Source organism: Microbacterium sp. 1262 (genome assembly GCF_040544895.1).
Classification (GTDB): Bacteria; Actinomycetota; Actinomycetes; order Actinomycetales; family Microbacteriaceae; genus Microbacterium; species Microbacterium plantarum.
Map to the genome: position 1 here is coordinate 2,471,441 of NZ_JBEPKU010000001.1, position 18,116 is coordinate 2,489,556.

Below are 18,116 nucleotides of genomic sequence, written 5' to 3' on the forward strand. Positions count from 1 at the left end.
ATCACCATGCGCCGTGACGCTGCTCCCACTCGTCTTCGATCGTGTGGGGGCGTGTGACGACGATCCCCGCGGGGATCGCAGCGAGCATCAGCACGCCGACCATGATCAGCGGGGCCGTCCATTCCCCCGTCGCCTCGTGCAGCAGCGCGAACGAGATGGGGAAGACCGCAGCAACGGCGTAGCCGACGCTCTGCGCGAATCCGCTGAGCGCGACCGTGCCCTCGTGCGTCCTCGTCTTGCGCTGGATGAACACCAGCGCAGCCGGGAACAGCATCTGCGGCGTGCCCAGCAGCACGACCCACAGCACGACGGCCGACCCGGGCGCGATGAGCAGTCCCGCGACGGCGACGAGCCCGGCCGACGCCGCGACGGCGTAGATCACGCCGAGCCGCTGCCAGCGCGTGATGACGAGCGGCACGATGATCGACCACGGCAACCCCATCGCGCCGAACAGTGCGAGGAGCGAACCGGCGGCGGCATGGGATACGCCCGCGAGGTCGACGAGGATGATCGGCAGCCACGCGAACGACGCGTAGACGCTGGATGCCGACACCGCGAAGGTGACGGCGACGGCCCACGCCATCGGCAGGCGCACGAGGCGGCTGAGCACGTTCGGCGACGGGGTCGGGGCGATGACGGCATCCGCCGTGGCCGCCGCGATGCGCGACCGGCGCAGCGTCACGAGCCAGGGGATGACCGCGAGCACGGCGAACACCGACCACAGCCCGAGAGAGAACCGCCATCCCGCGGTGTCGGCGATCGGCACCGCGACGAGCGGCGGCACGAAGGCCGCCACAGCGAGCATCGTCGAGTAGACCGCCGTCATGGTCCCGACGCGGTCGGGGAAGTACGTCTTGATCAGCGGCGGCAGCACGACGTTGCCGATGCTGATCGCGGCGAAGAGCACGGTCGTGGCGATGAGCAGGATGCCGGCATCCGGCGCCAGCGCTCGACCCAGCAGGGCAGCCGCAGCGACGACCATCGCGGCGACCGCGAGTCGCTGCAGGCCGAACCGCCGCTCGAGAATCGGAGTGATGACGCCGAAGACCGCGAAGCACACCGGCGGCGCCGCGCCGATGAGGCCGGCCACCCACGACGGCACGCCGAGGTCCGCGTCGATCTCGGTGAGGATCGGCGACAGCGACGCGACGGCCGAGCGCAGTGAGAAGGCGACGAGGATGACGCCGAGGAACGCGAGGACGCGTCCTCGCCAGAGCGAAGTCACGACTGCTGGGTGCCCTCGACCCAGTTCAGATACTCCTCGCTGACCGTCCCGGTGACGTAGCGCCCGTCGAAGCAGCTCATGTCGAGGTCGACGATGTCGGTGCCCTCGACGATCGCCGCCTTCAGGTCGTCGATCTCCTGGTACACGAGATAGTCGCAGCCGAGCTCCTCGGCGATCTCGGGGATCGTCCGGTCGTGGGCGATGAGCTCGTGACGCGAGGGCATGTTGATGCCGTAGACGTGCGGGTAGCGCACCGGCGGCGCGGCGGACGCGAACGTGACGCTCTTGGCACCGGCATCCCGGGCCATCTGGATGATCTCCTTCGACGTCGTGCCGCGCACGATCGAGTCGTCGATGAGGAGGACGTTCTTGCCCTTGAACTCGCTCGACATCGCGTTGAGCTTCTGGCGCACGCTCTTCTTGCGCACGGCCTGGCCCGGCATGATGAAGGTCCGGCCGACGTAACGGTTCTTGTAGAAGCCCTCGCGGTACTCGATGCCGAGCTTGCGCGCGACCTGCATCGCCGCCGGACGCGATGAGTCGGGGATCGGCATGACGACATCGATCGCACCCTGAGGGGTGTACTTGGCGATCGTGTCGGCGAGACGCTCGCCCATGCGCAGACGAGCCTCGTAGACCGAGATGCCGTTCATGATCGAGTCGGGACGGGCGAGGTAGACGTACTCGAACGAGCACGGCGCGAGCTGCGTCTGCTGCGCGCACTGACGCGTGTGCAGAGTGCCGTCGGCGTCGATGAAGACCGCCTCGCCGGGCTCGACGTCGCGCACGACCTCGAAGCCGCCGTTCTCGAGCACGAGCGACTCGGATGCGACGGTCCACTCGTCGCGGCCGTTCTCGGCCCGGCGAGTGCCGAGGATGAGCGGACGGATGCCGAACGGGTCGCGGAAGGCCAGCAGGCCGTGACCGGCGATGAGGGCGATCGCGGCGTACGAGCCCTCGACGCGCTCGTGGACGCGTTCGACGGCCTGGAACACCTGGTCGGGGTCGAGGTCGAGGCCCGAGATCGTAGTCTGCAGCTCGTTGGCGAGCACGTTCACCAGCAGCTCCGTGTCGGAGCTGGTGTTGAGGTGGCGGCGGTCCTTGCGGAACAGCTCGTCGGTCAGCTCGCGCGTGTTGGTCAGGTTGCCGTTGTGCACCAGCACGATGCCGTACGGCGCGTTGACGTAGAAGGGCTGCGCCTCTTCTTCGCTCGACGCCGTGCCCTTCGTGGCGTAGCGGACGTGGCCGAGCCCGATGTTGCCGAGCAGCGAACGCATGTCACGCGTGCGGACCGCCTCGCGCACCTGGCCGTTGGCCTTGAAGATGTGGAAGACGCCGCTGTTCTCAGCGGTCGCGATTCCGGTCGAGTCCTGGCCGCGGTGCTGCAGCAGCAGGAGGGCGTCGTAGATCTCCTGGTTCGCCGGGGACTGCCCGACGATTCCGACGATTCCGCACATGGGGTGTCAGTTCGCTCCTGCTTCGCGGTACCCGCCGACGAGACGCACTGCTCCGCCGTCGACGCCCTTGGCGCCCTGTTCGTAGTCGCCCGCGGGACGCGGACCCGTCGAGACGACGCCGACCTGCCAGGTGTCGATGCCGTCCGCGCCGAGGGCCGCGATCGCGGCATCCGCTGCCGCCGGCGACACGACGGCGAAGAAGCCGATGCCGAGGTTCCAGGTGCCTTCGGTGCGCTCGAGCTCGAGGCCGCCGAGGTCGGCGAGGACGCGGAAGACCGGCGACGGCGACCAGGTCGCGCGATCGACGTCGACCCACGTGTCCTTCGGCAGGACGCGCGCGAGGTTCGCCGCGATACCGCCGCCCGTGACGTGGCTGAGGGAGTGGATGCCGTCGCCGAGCTCGCCGATCAGGCGCAGCAGCGGCGAGGTGTACAGGCGCGTCGGCTCGAGCAGCTGCTCGCCCCACGTGCGGCCGAAGTCGGCGGCCTGGTCGCCGTAGCCGATGCCCGCACCGGTGATGATGTGACGGATCAGCGAGTAGCCGTTGGAGTGCGGGCCGCTCGAGGCGAGCGCGAGCACGACGTCGCCGTCCCGCACCCGGTCGGCGCCCAGCACCTGCTCGGACTCCACGACTCCCGTCGCAGCACCCGCGACGTCGTAGTCGTTCACGCCCAGAAGACCCGGGTGCTCGGCCGTCTCGCCGCCGACGAGCGCGGTGCCCGTCGCAGAGCAGCCGTCGGCGATGCCGCGCACGATGTCGGCGATGCGCTCGGGCACGACCTTGCCGCACGCGATGTAGTCGGTCATGAAGAGCGGCTTCGCGCCGACCACGACGATGTCATCGACGACCATGCCGACCAGGTCCTGCCCGATCGTGTCGTGCTTGTCGATGGCCTGCGCGATCGCGACCTTCGTGCCGACGCCGTCGGTCGAGGTCGCCAGCAGCGGCTTCGTGTAGCCGAGCAGCGCGCTCGCGTCGAAGAGGCCGGCGAAGCCGCCGACACCCCCGAGGACTTCGTCGCCGTGGGTTCGCCGGACCGCCGACTTCATCAGTTCGACGGCGAGGTCTCCCGCCGCGGTGTCGACGCCGGCTTGGGTATAGGGATCAGTGGGACTCGAGGCCACGGCATCCAGAGTACCGGCCCGTGGAGCGCCCGAGCGCCGGGCGTGTCTCGCGGTCCCGAATCGGCCGGCGGCGTGCCGCAAACAGGCTCAGGTGAGCCAAGGGTTGCCAGCTGGGCGGTGGGGCGCAGTTCAGCCTGTTCGCGGAACCGCGGGCTGGGTGACCGCGGCGTCCCGCCGACCGGCGGAGCGCCCGCCCGCAGATAGGCCGCTCCGATGACCCGAACCGCCGCGCAGGCGCGACACACGCGCCGCAGACAGGCCCAGACGCGCCGAACCCCGCCCGCGCGGGCAGCGCGCCACCGCTCAGCCTGTTCGCGGCACAAGAGCCGGGCCCAACCGGGCACGGTCGGTGGGGCCCAACCGGTGGGCCCCAACCGGCGGGACCCAACCGGCGGGGCACGGTCGGTGGGGCACAGTCGGTGAGGCACGGCCGGACAGTCAGCTCCGGCGCTCGAGATCGGCGAGGGCACGCGGGTGTGCCGTCAACAGGCTCAGGTGTGCCGCACACCGCCCGGCGGGCGAGGTTGCACCGCTCAGCCTGTTCGCGGCACAACGCAGGGGCTCTCCTGGGCGGGACTACGCCCGTGCCCGCGGCTCAGATGCCCTGCCAGGCGGGCTTGTTGGCCCACGCGTGCCGGTAGTAGGGCGTCTGAGTCAGGGCGCTCGCGGCGGCCTCGTCGACGACGACCGTGACATGGGGATGCAGTTGCACGGCCGAGCCGGGCGCCGAGGTGCTGACCGGTCCCTCGACGGCGGCGGCGACGGCATCCGCCTTGGCCTCGCCGAAGGCCAGCAGCACGAGGTGGCGCGCGCGCAGGATGGTCCCGATGCCCTGGGTGATGCAGTGCATCGGCACATCGTCGGGCGAGTCGAAGAAGCGGGCGTTGTCGGCCCGAGTCTCCTCGGTGAGCGTCTTCACGCGCGTCAGCGAGGCGAGCGAGCTGCCCGGCTCGTTGAAGCCGATGTGCCCGGTACGGCCGATGCCGAGGATCTGCAGGTCGACCCCGCCGGCGGCGCGGATCGCGGCCTCGTACTGCTCCCCCGCGGTCTCGATGCCGTCGAGGTCACCGTGCGGCACCTCGATCCGGGCCGGGTCGAACCCGACGGGCTCGACGACCTCTCGCTCGATGACGCTGCGGTAGCTCTCCGGGTGCCCCGCAGGCAGTCCGACGTACTCGTCGAGCGCGAACCCGCGCACACGCGACACGTCGACGCCCTCGCTGCGCACACGTTCCGCGAGATGCCGGTAGACCGCGAGCGGGGTCGACCCGGTCGCCAGTCCGAGCACGGCATCGGGGCGTCGCTGGATGAGGTCGACGATCGCGTCACCGACGAGACGGCCCGCCTCCTGCTCGCTGGGGACGATGACGACTTCGGCCATGACTCTTCCTTCTTTCGATTCGGTCGGGAGGGCGGATGCCGGGGCTCGGCTCAGGCGAGCCCGAGGGTCTCCGACAGCACGAGGGCTGCGGCTCCCCGCAGTCGGAGGTCGCCGTGGGTCTCGGCGAGGCGCACGGTCAGGTCGTCGAAGAGGATCGGCAGGACCCGGGCGGCCACCGCATCGCGAGCGGCGTCGATGAGCGCCCCCTCGATCAGCTCGGCCGGTCCGCTCAGCACGACGTCCGTCAGCCCGAGCGTCGCGACGAGCGGTGACAGCGCGATGCCGAGGCACCGCCCCGCCTCGCGGCGAACGTGCAGAGCGGCCTCGGCGTCGGGCGCCGCTGCGAGCCGAGCCTCGAGCTTCGGCACCGACAGCCAGGCCTCGAGGCATCCGGTGCGGCCGCACGCGCAGACGGGGCCCTCGCCCTCCGTCACGACGACGTGGCCGATCTCGCCCGCGGCCCAGTTGCGTCCGTGGACGACCGCGCCGTTCACGATCGCGGCGGCTCCGACGCCGGCGCCGATCCGGACGAGCAGCAGATCGTGATCGACCTTGCCGAAGCTCAGCTCGCCCATGCCCGCGGCGTTGAGCCCGTTGGTGACCGAGACCGGCAGACCGGTGCGGTCGAACAGGATGCCGCGGAGCGCGACGTCGTGCCAGTCCAGATGCGACGACTCGCGGACGACGCCCGCGCCGTCGACGACGCCCGGTGTCGAGACGCCGATCCCGAGGATCGGGGCCTCAGCCGTGCGGACCAGCCGGTCGATGAGGTCACCGAGCACGGCGAGCGCCTCGGCGCCGGTCGACCCGCCGCGCTCGACGACCTCGCGCGCGATGACGGTTCCCCCGAGGTCGACGACGGCGCCCTCGATCGTGTCGCCGCTCGAGATCGACACGGCGACCACGTTGCGCGACGACCTCGCCAGCGCGAGGGCCCGGGAGGGCGCGCCAGGCCCCGACCGGTGTCCGCGGCCGCTCTCGACGACGAGCTGCTCGTCGACGAGCTCACCGACCAGATCGGAGATCGTCACGCGCGAGAGTCCGGTCGCACGCGCGATGTCGGCGCGCGACAGCCCTTCCTCTCGGTGGAGCGCCTGCAGGACGAGGCGACGGTTGTTGCTGCGCGCGTCCTCGGGACGGATGCGGCGGCCGCGCGCCCTCGGCGAAGCAGCGCCTTCCGCTGACGTCGTAGTCATACGTTCCCCGATCGAGTACAGTTCCCGAGAAATAATTCGGAAACGTTCTTAACCAATACTGTCAGAACCCCGTTCCCCCGCGCACATCGGAGTGACCCGTGAAATTCTTCCAACGACTCGGCCGGTCGATCATGCTGCCGGTCGCCGTGCTTCCCGTCGCCGCCATCCTCGTCGGGATCAGCTACTGGATCGCCTCTGCCGCAGGCCCCAACATCATCGCGACGTTCCTCGCCGCCGCGGGCGGCGCACTGATCGACAACATGGCCCTGCTCTTCGCGATCGGCATCTCGATCGGCATGGCCAACAAGTCTGACGGGACCTCAGCGCTGGCCGGGCTCGTGTCGTGGCTCACGATCACGACCCTCCTGAGCCCCGCGACCGTCGCCGGCTTCCTCGGCATCGAGGATGTCGCCGAGGTCGACCCCGCGTTCGGCAAGGTGCAGAACGTCTTCATCGGCATCATCTGCGGCCTCATCGGCGCGTGGGCCTACAACCGGTTCAAGGACGTCAGGCTCCCGGACGCGCTGTCCTTCTTCTCGGGAAAGCGCTCCGTGGCGATCGTCACGGCCGGCATCTCGCTCGTCGTCGCCGCGGTGCTGTTCTTCGTCTGGCCCATCGTCTACACGGGCCTGGTCATCTTCGGCGAGTGGATCTCGACCCTCGGCCCCGTCGGCGCAGGGCTCTACGGCTTCTTCAACCGCCTCCTGATCCCGCTCGGGCTGCACCACGCTCTGAACTCGGTCTTCTGGTTCGACGTCGCCGGCATCAACGACCTCAACAACTTCCTCGCCGGCTCCAACGGCGACGGCGTCTTCGGGGTGACCGGTCAGTACATGACCGGCTTCTTCCCGATCATGATGTTCGGTCTGCCCGGCGCCGCCCTGGCGATGTACGTCACCGCCAAGACCAAGCGCAAGAAGATGGTGTCGGGCATCCTCCTCTCAGCCGCCGTCGCCTCGTTCTTCGTCGGCGTCACCGAACCGCTCGAGTTCACCTTCATGTTCCTCGCGCCGTGGCTGTACCTCGTCCACGCCGTCTTCACCGGCATCTCGGTCTTCATCGCCGCGCTGCTCCCGACCCGCATGGGCTTCGGCTTCTCGGCGGGCTTCATCGACCTGGTGCTCGGCTGGATGAACCCGCTGGCTCAGAACCCCTGGATGATCCCGATCATGGGCCTGTTCTGGTTCGCGGTCTACTTCGTGGTGTTCCGGTTCCTCATCCTGAAGTTCCGGCTGAAGACTCCGGGCCGTGAAGACGACGACGAGCTTGCAGCCGACATCGGCCCGGGAATCAACCGCGACGCGGGCTACGGCCCCACCGCGGAGAAGATGATCGCGGGCCTCGGCGGCAAGGACAACATCGTCCAGCTCGACAACTGCGCGACCCGCCTCCGCCTCGAGGTGGCCGACACGTCGCGCGTCGACAGCGACGCGCTCAAGCGCGCCGGCGCCGCGGGCACCATGATCTCCGGCGCCAAGTCGGTGCAGGTGGTCTACGGACTCAACGTGCAGTTCGTGAAGGATGCGATGGACGACGTGCTCGCCGGCCGCGAGGTCGAGCCGCCCGCGGCATCGTCGGCACCGCAGGGTGCGGGCACGGTGACGACCACCGCCCCCGCGGTGGTGCGGCTGCGTCAGCCCATCGCCGGCACGGTCGTGCCGCTCGCGCAGGTTCCCGACCCGATGTTCTCGCAGGGGACCATGGGTCCCGGCCTCGCGATCGACCCGTCCGGAGACACGGTCGTCGCGCCCGCGGACGGCACCGTGACCACGGTGTTCCCGACCGGTCACGCCGTGGGCATGACCCTTGACGACGGCACCGAGCTGCTGATCCACGTGGGCATCGACACCGTCGACCTCAAGGGCCGTGGGTTCCAGGCGCTCGTCCAGCAGGGCGAAGGTGTGCATGCCGGGCATCCGTTGCTCCGCATCGACACGGGCGTCATCCGCGGCGCGGGCTACTCCCCCATCACGCCGGTCATCGTGCTGAACAACGAACACGCGTCGATCGAGTTCGAGTGACGTCTCGGCCGGTGCCGAGCGTCATCTCCTCGGCACCGGCCGCACCCCGCCACCCCCGCTCTAAACTGGCGCCATGAGCGCGGCGAAGACTCCCGAGTGGGTGGTGCGGGAGGATGCCGCGCCCTCGGTCGTCGTCGCGCTGTACCTGCGCCAGGCGCTCGGCATCCGCACTCCGGATGAGCTGCCCCACCTGCGTGGGATCGAGCCGACACCCGTCGAGCGCGACCCCGAGACGCAGGCCGAGCTCGAGCGGCAGTGGCGAGCGTACTGGGAGATGACGGTCGAGCCGCTCGCGCATCCCTCTCCCGTGCCGCTCGATCTCGTCGACGGCTTCGACACCCTCGTGGCACTGCCGACCGAGGGATTCGAGCGGCTCGAGCGCGAGATCCGCCCTCATGCGGCCGAAGCGGTGGCTTTCGCGCGTGACGTGCACGCCCGGTACGCCTCGCGCTCGTCGGGCGCCGGCGCCGTCGCCTATCGCGCCTACGCCGGAGCGCTCGCCCAGCACGAGCGCCGCATCGGCCGGCGGGCGCACTCGTTCGAGCTGAACGTGCAGGTGCTGCCGTTGAGCCAGCGCGGCGTGTGGTGGATCGGCGCGCTCACGATCGCCGTCACCGACGGTCTGCGCAGCGACGTCGTGGCCTTCGACGCCGCGATCGCGCCGATCATCGCCGAGATCGCCTGACCTCGCGCGATCCCGCATCCGTGGTGCGCGGCGCGTGAAGCGCACTTACGTGAATGAGGCGCGGTTCGAACTGCGGCCGACGTGCGAAAGTGCGCCTGACCCGGGTCAGGCGTTGTCGACGGTGCGGACGCGCTCGTGCAGGATACGCACCTCGCGCGTGCGCCGACGCGCGGCGCGGTCGAGCACGACGGCGATGACGCCCGCGATCGCCATGCACGCCGGGATGGCGCCGAGCGCGATGAAGCCGAAGACCTGACCTGCGGAGTACTGCAGGCCGGTGTTGGTGCTGACTCCCTCATCCGGGATGCCGAACGTCAGGGCCAGCGCGACGATGATGCCCGCGGCGGCCCCGAGCAGGAGGAACACGCTGTACTTGGGCACGCGACGCACGCGCGCCGACTCGACCCGTTCGGTGATCTCCTCAGCCATGACTCCATTGTCGCACCGCCCGAGCAGTGCCCGGGCGGTGCGACGACAGGGCTCAGCGGCTGGTCAGAGCGCGCTGCGACGGCGACGCGTGAACGACACGGCGAGCGCGCCGATCAGCAGCATCCCGGCACCCAGCCACAGGGTGTCGACGGGAGCCTGTCCACCGGTCGCGGCGAGGGTCGCGTCGGTCGATGCGTCGCACGGCACCTCGGCGCCGAGCGGGAACGTGATGCTCACGGGATCGAGGGCCTCACCGGCCGAGTAGAAGCCGGCGAAGGCCTCGGCGCCCGCGGCCGTCAGCGTGGCCGATGCACCCGTCCAGCTGATCCGATTCGCCGTCGTCGTGGCGGCGGGCAGCGAGAGCGTCGCGAAGACGACGCCGTTCGCGTTCACGTCGGGCGAGCCGTTGTACCCCTTGGACTGCACGTTCACGATCAGCGAGGCGGTGTTCGCGCCGGTGATCTGCACGCGCGGGTTCGACAGGGTCATGTCGAGCAGACCGCTGTGGCCCGTGTAGTGCACCGATCCGCCGAAGCTGACGCGGCCGCGGTCGTTCTCGGGGCTGTACGCACCCGAGCCGGTGCCCCAGCCGCCGGAGATCTCGCCCTTGGCGATCGGGCCGGTGATGTACGAGCGGTACGACTCCTTCACACCCCACTCGATCGTCGCTCCCGAGACCGACCGGGCGACGCATGACGGTGCGGCCGGCGACTCGACGGCCGCGGCGACAGCGGCAGGCGTGACCCGGAAGAACGCGGATGCCGCGACGGTGCCGCCGACGCTCAGCTCGAGCGTGTGGTCGCCCGCCGCGAATCCGACGGGAACCGTCCACGAGAACGACACGCGTCCACCGGCATCCGCCGTCGCCGTACCGATCGTGACCGGCTCGGAGTGCGCCACGGCCGTGACGACGTCGCCGGGCGTGAAGCCGCCTCCCGTGAACGCGAGCACTCCGCCCTGGGCGACGGTCGCCGAGCCCGCGAACGCGACGAACGGAGCCGTCGGCTTCGCGACGGTGACGTCGGCGAAGGTGTCGAGTGTGCGATCGGTGATCGACAGCGCGTGGGCAGCGGATGTGGCGACGTGGTAGCTCTTCGTCGGGTCGAGCGAGCCCGCGGGAATCGTCAGCTCGACGGTGAAGGCGCCGCCCACGATCGAGCCCGGGCGCACCCAGGCCAGCTGCACCCACCCCTCGGCGGGCAACGGGCCGGCGCCTGCCCAGAGCGACTTCTCACCGAACACCACGTACGCGCCGTTGGCGGCGCTGTCGCCGACGAAACCGCTGCCCGAGACCGTGAGCGTGTTGGCCACGGCCGGGTCGAGGTCGGCATTCGGGGTGACCGTGATCTTCGGGCTCTTCGTCGGCTCGGGCTGCGGCGCGACCTCGGCCCACGTCACCGGGACGAAGAGCTCGTTGTCGGGCTGCAGACCCTGCGACTTCTCGTTGCCGAAGGTGAAGACGCCGAGGCGGTAGTCGTCGCCGGGGCGCTTCTCGTTCGCGGACTTCTCATCGACCCGGACGGTCCACGTGAAGTCGACCGTGCCGTCGGCGTTCTCGGTCCACGGGAGGTTGGTGCCGCCGGTCGCCGCGTCGGAGACACGGACGTACGAGACCGACGGGCGCGCGGCATCCGCGGCACCGTCGGTCGGCTTCCAGGTCTCGGCGACCCAGCCGAAGCGCAGCGCGAATCCGGCTCCCACCTCGCTCTGGCGGTAGTTGCGTCCCTCGACGGTCAGCGTGGCACCGCTCGGGTCGACATCCGTGTTCGGCGTGACCGTGAGGGTGGGGGCGGGGAGCGGCTCGGCCGGCGTCGTCGCGAACGACACGACCGCCTTCGCGTCCTGGGTGCGGTTGGTCATGCCGCTGTGATTGGCGATCGTGTAGACCGCCGTCGTCTCGCCCTTCGGCGCGACCGTCAGCGTGGTCTCGAACGAACCGTCCTCGGTGAAGCTCACCATCGTCGGGGTGAGGGGAGTCGACGTGACGACCTTCGCGCCGTTCGTGCATCCCGCTGCGATGAAGGCGAAGTCGACCTCTGCGAGCGGGCGGTCGGTGCAGGTCGTGAGGTAGATCGGCTGGGCGGGGTCGTAGCCCGTGCCCCTGACGGTGATCTCCTCGCCCGCGGGGTCGAGCCCTGTCGACTTCGACAGCGTGAGGGTGGGCACCCGCACCGGGGTCTCGGGCTCGGTCGCCTTCGCGGTGACCGCGTAGCTCAGCGCCGGCGCGGTCGAGGCGGAGTAGGCCGTGGCGTCGGCCGGGGTGAACGCGGCCGCAATGCTGTGCGTGCCGACGGCGAGCGACGAGGTGACGATGCTCGCGACGCCCCCGTCGACCGGAGCCGAGCCGAGCGATGCGTCACCGGCCGTGAACGAGACGGAGCCGGATGCCGCGGGCGAGACCGTCGCCGTCAGGGTGACGTCGGCGCCCTCGACGGCCGTTCCGTCGGGCGAGACCGACAGGGTCGTCGTGGTCGACTCGGCGACGGGCGGGAAGAGCGCGTCCCAGTCGATCGAGACGTCGGCGCGGGCGAGGAGATTCGCCCCGGTGGGGAACGAACGAGACGGCCACGAGATGACCTCGTAGGCCTTCGTGCGATCGAGCTCGCTCGCGATCTGCTCGAGGCTTCCGGTGATCTCGCCCGCAGCGGAGACGTCCAACGAGGTGTTGGGCGTGGTCGCCTGGTCGACCGTCAGGTCGCCCTTCTCGACGAGGGCGACGTAGGCGTGCCGGCTCGGCTGGCCCGGGTACTGGGGGGCGACCTCGAAGCCCGTGCCGGAGACGGCCACGGTGATCTTCTCGTTCGCGACGACGGTGGTCGACGTCGTCAGAACGGGGCCGGCGGCCGACGCCGGTGCGGCGACGCCGACGACGGCGGCCATGGCTATGAGCGCGCCGGTCAGCACGCTCGCGAGCGGACGCTGCAGCGCCGCCCTCCTGGTTCTCAGCATGGGAACCCTCCGAATCTCGATGCAGGTGAAGCTCGCGCGTCGGGCACGCGACGTCAGTTAGCTTAGCCTTACCTAATCCAATTTTGTGAAGAGGCTGATAGTCAGCGCTCGGCGTGACGGCGAGGGAGGATGACCGGGCGGCCGGTATCCGGATCGTCGAGCACGCGCACCTCGGTGCCGTAGACGGCCGTGACCCGCTCCGCCGTGAGCACCTCTCGCGCGCTGCCCCGGGCGACGAGCCGGCCGCCGTCGATCATCGCGACCTCGTCGGCGTACGCCGCAGCGAGCGACAGGTCGTGCAGCACGACGACCACCGCGCACCCGTCACGGGCGAGGTCGCGTGCGACGCCGAGGACGGCCTCCTGGTGCCGGAGGTCGAGCGCCGCCGTCGGCTCGTCGAGCAGCACGACGGGGGTGTCCTGCGCGAGCACGCGGGCGAGCGAGACGCGTGCCTTCTCGCCGCCCGAGAGTGACGGGTAGGCGCGATGGAGCAAGTGCGCGACATCCGCCCGTTCGACCGCTTCGGCGATACGCGCATCGTCGAGGGCCGCCTGCTCGGTCCCGATCCAAGGCGTCCGCCCCATCGCGACGACCTGCCCCGCCGTGAACGAGAACGCCACCTGGTTCGACTGCAGCAGCACGGACCGCCGCCGCGACAGGTTGCGGGCCGACCACTCGCTCACCCGGCGTCCGTCGAGACGGACATCCCCCGAGGTGGGTGCACGGTCGCCCGTCAGCAGCGACAGCAGGCTCGACTTGCCGGCGCCGTTGGGCCCGACGAGGGCGAGCAGCCGACCATAGCCGACATCCATCGTCACGTCGTCGAGGATCGTCGCATCACCCAGCCGCAGGCTGGCGTGCTGCACCTCGACGGCGGCCCCGGTCACGTCCAGCCCCCGGCGGTGCGGCGCGTGCGGCGGATGAGCCAGAAGAAGAACGGACCGCCGACGAGCGACGTCAGGATGCCGATCGGGAGGTCCGCCGACACGACGAGGGTCCGGGCCAGGAGGTCGGCGTAGACGAGCACGACGCCGCCGGCGAGCGCTGACAGCGAGATGAGCCCGCGGTGCGCCGGCCCGACCAGCATGCGGATGATGTGGGGCACGACGAGGCCGACGAACGCGATGATGCCGACGAACGCGACGGCGACGCCGGTCAGCAGGGCGACGAGGACGATCGACCCGACCCGCAGCGCCTCGACGCGCACACCGAGGTGGGCGGCGGTGCGATCGCCGAGCGCCAGAAGGTCGTAGCGGCGCGCGAGAGCGAGGGATGCCGCGGTGCCGAGCGCTCCGACGAGGGCGACGACCGCGACCTCCGTCCAGCGCGAGCCGTTCATCGAGCCCAGCTGCCAGAACACGATCTGCTCGCGCGACGCCGTGTCTCCCGCGAACATCAGGAGCGCCAGCGCGGCCCCCGCGAACGCATTGACGGCGATGCCCGTCAGGATGAGCGTGATCGACTCGGTCCGGCCCTGCGCGCGGGCAGCGGCATACACGACCAAGGTCGCGACGAGACCGCCCGCGAAGGCGCAGACCGCGATCGACCACGGACCGAGGAACGAGAAGCCGAGCGTGATCGCTGCGGCAGCGCCGACGGCCGCGCCCGACGAGACGCCGACGACGCCCGGCTCGGCGAGCGGGTTCGCGAAGATCGCCTGCATGACGGCACCGGCGACCGCGAGCAGCGCACCGACCAGAAGCGACATCGCGACGCGCGGGAAACGGATCTGCCACAGCGTCTGCTCGATGAGCGGCTCGGTCGGCGCCCACGAGCCGGGCATGCCGAGGGCGCGAAGGACGGAGCCCACGACCTCGGCGGGACCGACCGGCAGCTGACCGAGCCCGGCCGAGAGCACGACGCCCACCACGAGCAGCACCGCGCTCACGATCGCGACGAGAACTCCGCGGCGCCCAGCGGCACGCCCGCTCACGGGGCGGGATCGGGCGCGTAGACAGCGCGTGCCAGCGCGTCGAGCACCCCCGCGCTGCGCGGCCCGAACGACAGGATCTGTCCGTCCGCCATGTCGACGAAGCGGCGATGCTGGCCGGCTGCGGTCAGCGCGATCGCGGGCTTGTCGGAGAGCAGACCGTCGACGCCGCCGACCGATTCGAGCCCGGCGGTCATCACGAGGATGAGGTCGGGGTCGGCGGCGACCATGGCTTCATCGGTGAGCGGCTGCATGCCGTTCCAGCCGAGCTCGCCGGCGACGTCGACGCCGCCGAGCGCGGCGATGAGCTGGTCGGCGCCCGATTCGGAGCCGAAGAGGTAGTACACCCCCGCCGTGCCGCGCAGGTAGAGGAAGACCATGCGCAGCCGGTCCGCCGCGGCCGCCGGCGCAAGCGCGGCGATCTGGGCACGCGTCTGGTCGACCTCGCTCGCGATGCGCTGGGCGAGCTGCTCGCCCGCCTCGGGCACGCCGAGCACGTCGCCGACCGACCGCGCGAGATCGGCGGCGCCCGCGAACGAGGCGGAGCGCTCGACGAAGACCACCGTGATGCCGACATCCCGCAGTTGCTGCACGACGTCGACCGGCCCGATGCTGCCGTCCGTGATGACGAGGTTCGGAGCGAGGCCGATGATCGACTCGGCGTTGACGGTGTGGCCGCTGCCCGTGACGACCGGCAGGTCCGCCGCACCGGGGAACGTCGTCGAGACGTCGCGGCCCACGAGGTGGTCCCCGAGCCCCAGGCCCCAGACGGTGGCGGCGAGCGAGCCGGAGAGGTCCATCGCGATGATGCGCGCGGTGTCGGCGACCGTCACCTCGACGTCGCCCGTGAGGTCGTGGGAGGTCACGGTCACCGGCAGGCGCTGGGTGGGATCCGTCAGGACCGGCTCGACCGCGGCATCAGCGAGCACCGCGGTCGACGGGCCCTCGAGGGAGCGCGGATCGGCCACGGGCGCGAGTTCGCTCAATGGAGGCCGGTCGATCGCGACCTGCGCCGCGGCCTCGCCGTGAGACGTCGCCGCAGGAGCGCACGCACTGAGCGACAGGGCCGCGGCGGCGAGCGCAGCGACGACGAGCCGCCGCATCCTCACGCCGACGACCCCTCGGCGGACGCCTCGCGGCGCTTGCGGCGCGAGGCCACGATCGCGGCGGTGGTTCCGCCGACCGTCGCGACGAGCGCGCCGCCGATCGCGGCGATGAGCGCGACGGGGAGGGCACCGCTCGATCCGCTCTCGTCGTCGCCCGCCTCTGCCGCATCCGCGGCGGGAGACGCGTCGACGACGGGCGACGGCTCGGCCGTCGGGGTAGCAGCCGCGCACACCCCGCTCGCGGTGAACGAGAGCGGGTCGAAGGCGGTGCCCGTCTCGTAGTTGCCGAAGGCGGCGTACCCCTCGTCGGTGATCGCGGTGGCGGCCTCCGTCGCGGCGAGGGTGAGGGCCTCGCCCGAGACCGTGCTCCCCAGACCCGCCAGGTCGAGGGTCACGAGCGGAACCTGGGGCGTCGTGACGACGGTGTCGTCGCCGGCGAGCGCGCTCTCCATCGACACCCCGGCGAGGTCGACGAGAACGCGCCCCGCCGCCGGCGCGAGCTCGAGCGTGGCGTTCTGCACGGTCGAGTCGAGCAGTCCGCCGTGCCCCGTGAATCGGATGCCGCCGGGGAAGGCGATCGACCCAGCGCCGGTCGCGGGGTCGTAGCTGCCCGTGCCGCCGGTCCAGGTGAACGCGGGCGTCTCGTAACCGACGCCGCCGAAGGGCTCCCACGCTCCCTTCGCGATGGAGCCGGAGATGTACGAGCGGAACGACTCCTTGAAGCCCCACGTGATGGTCGCGTCGGTGATGTCGCATGCGGGCGGCGAGCTCACGGTGGCGAGATCGGGACCGCTGACAGCAGAGGCGGGGGCGGCGATGCCGAGGAGGATCGACGCGGCGGCGAGCGCCCCGAGAGACGCTCGAGGCAGAAGGGAAGAGCGCACAGCAGACTCCAGAAGTAAGGTCAGGCTTGCCTAACCTTACCGGAGTCGGCGTCAGGGCCGCAGCGGCAGCAGCGCTCCGAGGTCGGCGCGGGTGCCCGACGCTCTGAGCCGGCCCGCGGTGGCGGCATCCGCCCAGGCCAGCTCGCCGAGGGCGAGGGCGATCCAGGTCGCGGCATCCGTCTCGACGACGTTGGGGGGAGTGCCGCGCGTGTGTCGCGGACCCTCGACGACCTGCACGGCACCGAAGGGCGGCACGCGCATCTCGACCGAGTTGCCAGGCGCCTTCTCGACGAGCAGCTGCAACAGGTAGCGCACGGCCGTCGCCAGGTCGGTGCGCGCAGGTTTCTCGCCGGAGGCGTCGGCGACGGCGACCGCGGCGAGCGCGGCGCGGCCATCGGCGGTGAGGATGCTGCGGGCCATGGGTTCCACGCTAGCCCGGTCGGTAGGCTGGCCGGGTGAAGATCCTGGTCCTCGGCTCGGGCGCGCGCGAGCACGCCATCATCCTCGCTCTCGCCGCGGAAGGCGCAGGTCACGACCTGCTCGCGGCCCCCGGCAACGCCGGCATCGCGCGCGATGCCGAGATCGTCCCGGGCCTCGACCAGAACGACCCGGTCGCGGTGACCGAGTTCGCCGGCAGCGCCAACGTCGACCTCGTCATCGTCGGCCCGGAGGCCCCGCTCATCGCCGGTGTCGCCGATGCACTGCGGGAACGCGGCATCCCCGTCTTCGGGCCCGGAAAGGTCGCCGCGCAGCTCGAAGGGTCGAAGGCCTTCGCGAAGCGCGTGATGGACGAGGCCGGTGTGCCCACCGGTCGGGCGGTGCGCGCGCGGAGCCGCGCCGAGGTCGAGGCCGCGCTCGACGAGCTCGGCGCCCCCCACGTGGTCAAGGCCGACGGTCTCGCTGCCGGCAAGGGCGTCATCGTCACCGATGACCGTGACGCGGCGCTCGCCCACGCCGACACCTACCTCGCGAGCGGCCCGGTGCTGATCGAGGAGTTCCTCGCCGGCCCCGAGGTGTCGCTCTTCTTCGTCTCGGACGGCGACACCGTCCGAGCCCTCAGCCCCGCGCAGGACTACAAGCGCGCCTACGACGGCGACGCCGGCCCGAACACCGGGGGCATGGGCGCCTACTCGCCGCTCCCTTGGCTCGCCGACCGGTTCGGCAGCGAGGCCGAGTTCGTCGCCGAGGTCACGCGCGACGTGGCCGAGCCCGTCATCCGCCACCTCGACACCGAGGGCACGCCGTTCATCGGCCTCCTCTACGCGGGCCTCATCCTCACCGAGTCGGGCATCAAGGTGATCGAGTTCAACGCGCGGTTCGGCGACCCCGAGACGCAGGTCGTGCTCGCGCGGCTGACCTCGCCGCTCTCGGAGCTGCTGATGGCCGCGGCGAGCGGGCGCCTCGAGTCCGAGCCCGAGCCGACGTTCTCGGGCGACGCCGCCGTCACGGTCGTGCTCGCGAGCGAGGGCTACCCCGAGAACCCGGTGACCGGCCGGGCGCTCACGGGGCTCGACGCCGCGGCATCCGTCGAGGGCGTGCACCTCGCGCATGCCGCGACCGCCGAGACGGTCGACGGGCTCGTCGCCACCGGCGGGCGCGTGCTGAACGTCGTCGCGCGCGGCACCGACTTCGCCGAGGCCCGTGACCGCGCCTATCGCGCGCTGTCCGAGATCAGCCTCGACGGCTCGCACCACCGCACCGACATCGCCGCCCGCGTCGCGGACTGAA

At 71.2% G+C, this 18,116-nt stretch carries 15 protein-coding genes; 3 read left to right on the top strand and 12 right to left on the bottom strand.

Annotated features, from left to right (window positions below; all coding sequences use genetic code 11):
- Position 1: 1 nt before the first annotated feature.
- The 5 genes from ABIC53_RS11730 to ABIC53_RS11750 form a co-directional block, all read right to left on the bottom strand.
- Positions 2 to 1,225: an MFS transporter gene (locus ABIC53_RS11730; RefSeq protein ID WP_269266897.1), complete on the bottom strand. Its 1,224-nt coding sequence runs from the start codon at positions 1,223 to 1,225 to the stop codon at positions 2 to 4.
- A complete protein-coding gene (gene purF / locus ABIC53_RS11735; RefSeq protein WP_112615803.1) occupies positions 1,222 to 2,682 on the bottom strand; it encodes an amidophosphoribosyltransferase in 1,461 nt (486 codons plus the stop codon). Before purF ends, ABIC53_RS11730 begins: the two co-directional genes overlap by 4 nt.
- A 6-nt stretch (positions 2,683 to 2,688) precedes the next feature.
- Positions 2,689 to 3,807 (bottom strand): phosphoribosylformylglycinamidine cyclo-ligase, encoded by a 1,119-nt coding sequence (gene purM / locus ABIC53_RS11740; protein ID WP_274178118.1) that lies wholly within the window; start codon positions 3,805 to 3,807, stop codon positions 2,689 to 2,691.
- A 595-nt stretch (positions 3,808 to 4,402) separates the two neighbouring features.
- Positions 4,403 to 5,188 (bottom strand): glucosamine-6-phosphate deaminase, encoded by a 786-nt coding sequence (gene nagB, locus ABIC53_RS11745; RefSeq protein WP_282501842.1) that lies wholly within the window; start codon positions 5,186 to 5,188, stop codon positions 4,403 to 4,405.
- A 50-nt stretch (positions 5,189 to 5,238) separates the two neighbouring features.
- Positions 5,239 to 6,384: an ROK family transcriptional regulator gene (locus tag ABIC53_RS11750; RefSeq protein WP_354451585.1), complete on the bottom strand. Its 1,146-nt coding sequence runs from the start codon at positions 6,382 to 6,384 to the stop codon at positions 5,239 to 5,241.
- Between the two features lie 98 nt (positions 6,385 to 6,482).
- Between ABIC53_RS11750 and nagE the strand changes: the two genes are divergently transcribed.
- Positions 6,483 to 8,405: an N-acetylglucosamine-specific PTS transporter subunit IIBC gene (nagE, locus tag ABIC53_RS11755; protein WP_354451587.1), complete on the top strand. Its 1,923-nt coding sequence runs from the start codon at positions 6,483 to 6,485 to the stop codon at positions 8,403 to 8,405.
- A 73-nt stretch (positions 8,406 to 8,478) separates the two neighbouring features.
- Positions 8,479 to 9,090 carry a zinc-binding alcohol dehydrogenase gene (locus tag ABIC53_RS11760; protein ID WP_354451589.1) on the top strand — a complete coding sequence of 204 codons (612 nt, stop codon included), beginning with the start codon at positions 8,479 to 8,481 and terminating at the stop codon, positions 9,088 to 9,090.
- Positions 9,091 to 9,195: 105 nt separating this feature from the next.
- Here the strand turns inward: ABIC53_RS11760 and ABIC53_RS11765 are convergent, their stop codons facing one another.
- From ABIC53_RS11765 to ABIC53_RS11795, 7 genes are all read right to left on the bottom strand, one after another.
- Positions 9,196 to 9,519, bottom strand: a complete 324-nt coding sequence (locus tag ABIC53_RS11765; RefSeq protein ID WP_323987010.1) for a potassium transporter Trk — start codon at positions 9,517 to 9,519, stop codon at positions 9,196 to 9,198.
- Positions 9,520 to 9,582: 63 nt separating this feature from the next.
- Entirely contained in the window at positions 9,583 to 12,468 is a 2,886-nt protein-coding gene (locus tag ABIC53_RS11770) for an HtaA domain-containing protein (RefSeq protein ID WP_354451591.1), read from the bottom strand.
- 101 nt (positions 12,469 to 12,569) lie between these two features.
- Complete coding sequence (locus ABIC53_RS11775) at positions 12,570 to 13,355, bottom strand: heme ABC transporter ATP-binding protein (protein WP_323987008.1); 786 nt, start codon at positions 13,353 to 13,355, stop codon at positions 12,570 to 12,572.
- Positions 13,352 to 14,356: a FecCD family ABC transporter permease gene (locus tag ABIC53_RS11780; RefSeq protein WP_323987007.1), complete on the bottom strand. Its 1,005-nt coding sequence runs from the start codon at positions 14,354 to 14,356 to the stop codon at positions 13,352 to 13,354. The genes ABIC53_RS11775 and ABIC53_RS11780 overlap by 4 nt, the downstream gene beginning before the upstream one ends.
- Positions 14,357 to 14,397: 41 nt before the next feature.
- Complete coding sequence (locus ABIC53_RS11785) at positions 14,398 to 15,501, bottom strand: heme/hemin ABC transporter substrate-binding protein (protein WP_354452215.1); 1,104 nt, start codon at positions 15,499 to 15,501, stop codon at positions 14,398 to 14,400.
- A gap of 2 nt (positions 15,502 to 15,503) precedes the next feature.
- Positions 15,504 to 16,388: an HtaA domain-containing protein gene (locus ABIC53_RS11790; protein WP_354451592.1), complete on the bottom strand. Its 885-nt coding sequence runs from the start codon at positions 16,386 to 16,388 to the stop codon at positions 15,504 to 15,506.
- A 51-nt stretch (positions 16,389 to 16,439) separates the two neighbouring features.
- Positions 16,440 to 16,808 carry a sterol carrier family protein gene (locus ABIC53_RS11795; RefSeq protein WP_354451594.1) on the bottom strand — a complete coding sequence of 123 codons (369 nt, stop codon included), beginning with the start codon at positions 16,806 to 16,808 and terminating at the stop codon, positions 16,440 to 16,442.
- A gap of 35 nt (positions 16,809 to 16,843) precedes the next feature.
- Between ABIC53_RS11795 and purD the strand changes: the two genes are divergently transcribed.
- On the top strand, positions 16,844 to 18,115 hold the full coding sequence (gene purD, locus ABIC53_RS11800) for a phosphoribosylamine--glycine ligase (RefSeq protein ID WP_354451596.1): 1,272 nt from the start codon (positions 16,844 to 16,846) through the stop codon (positions 18,113 to 18,115).
- Position 18,116 lies beyond the last annotated feature (1 nt).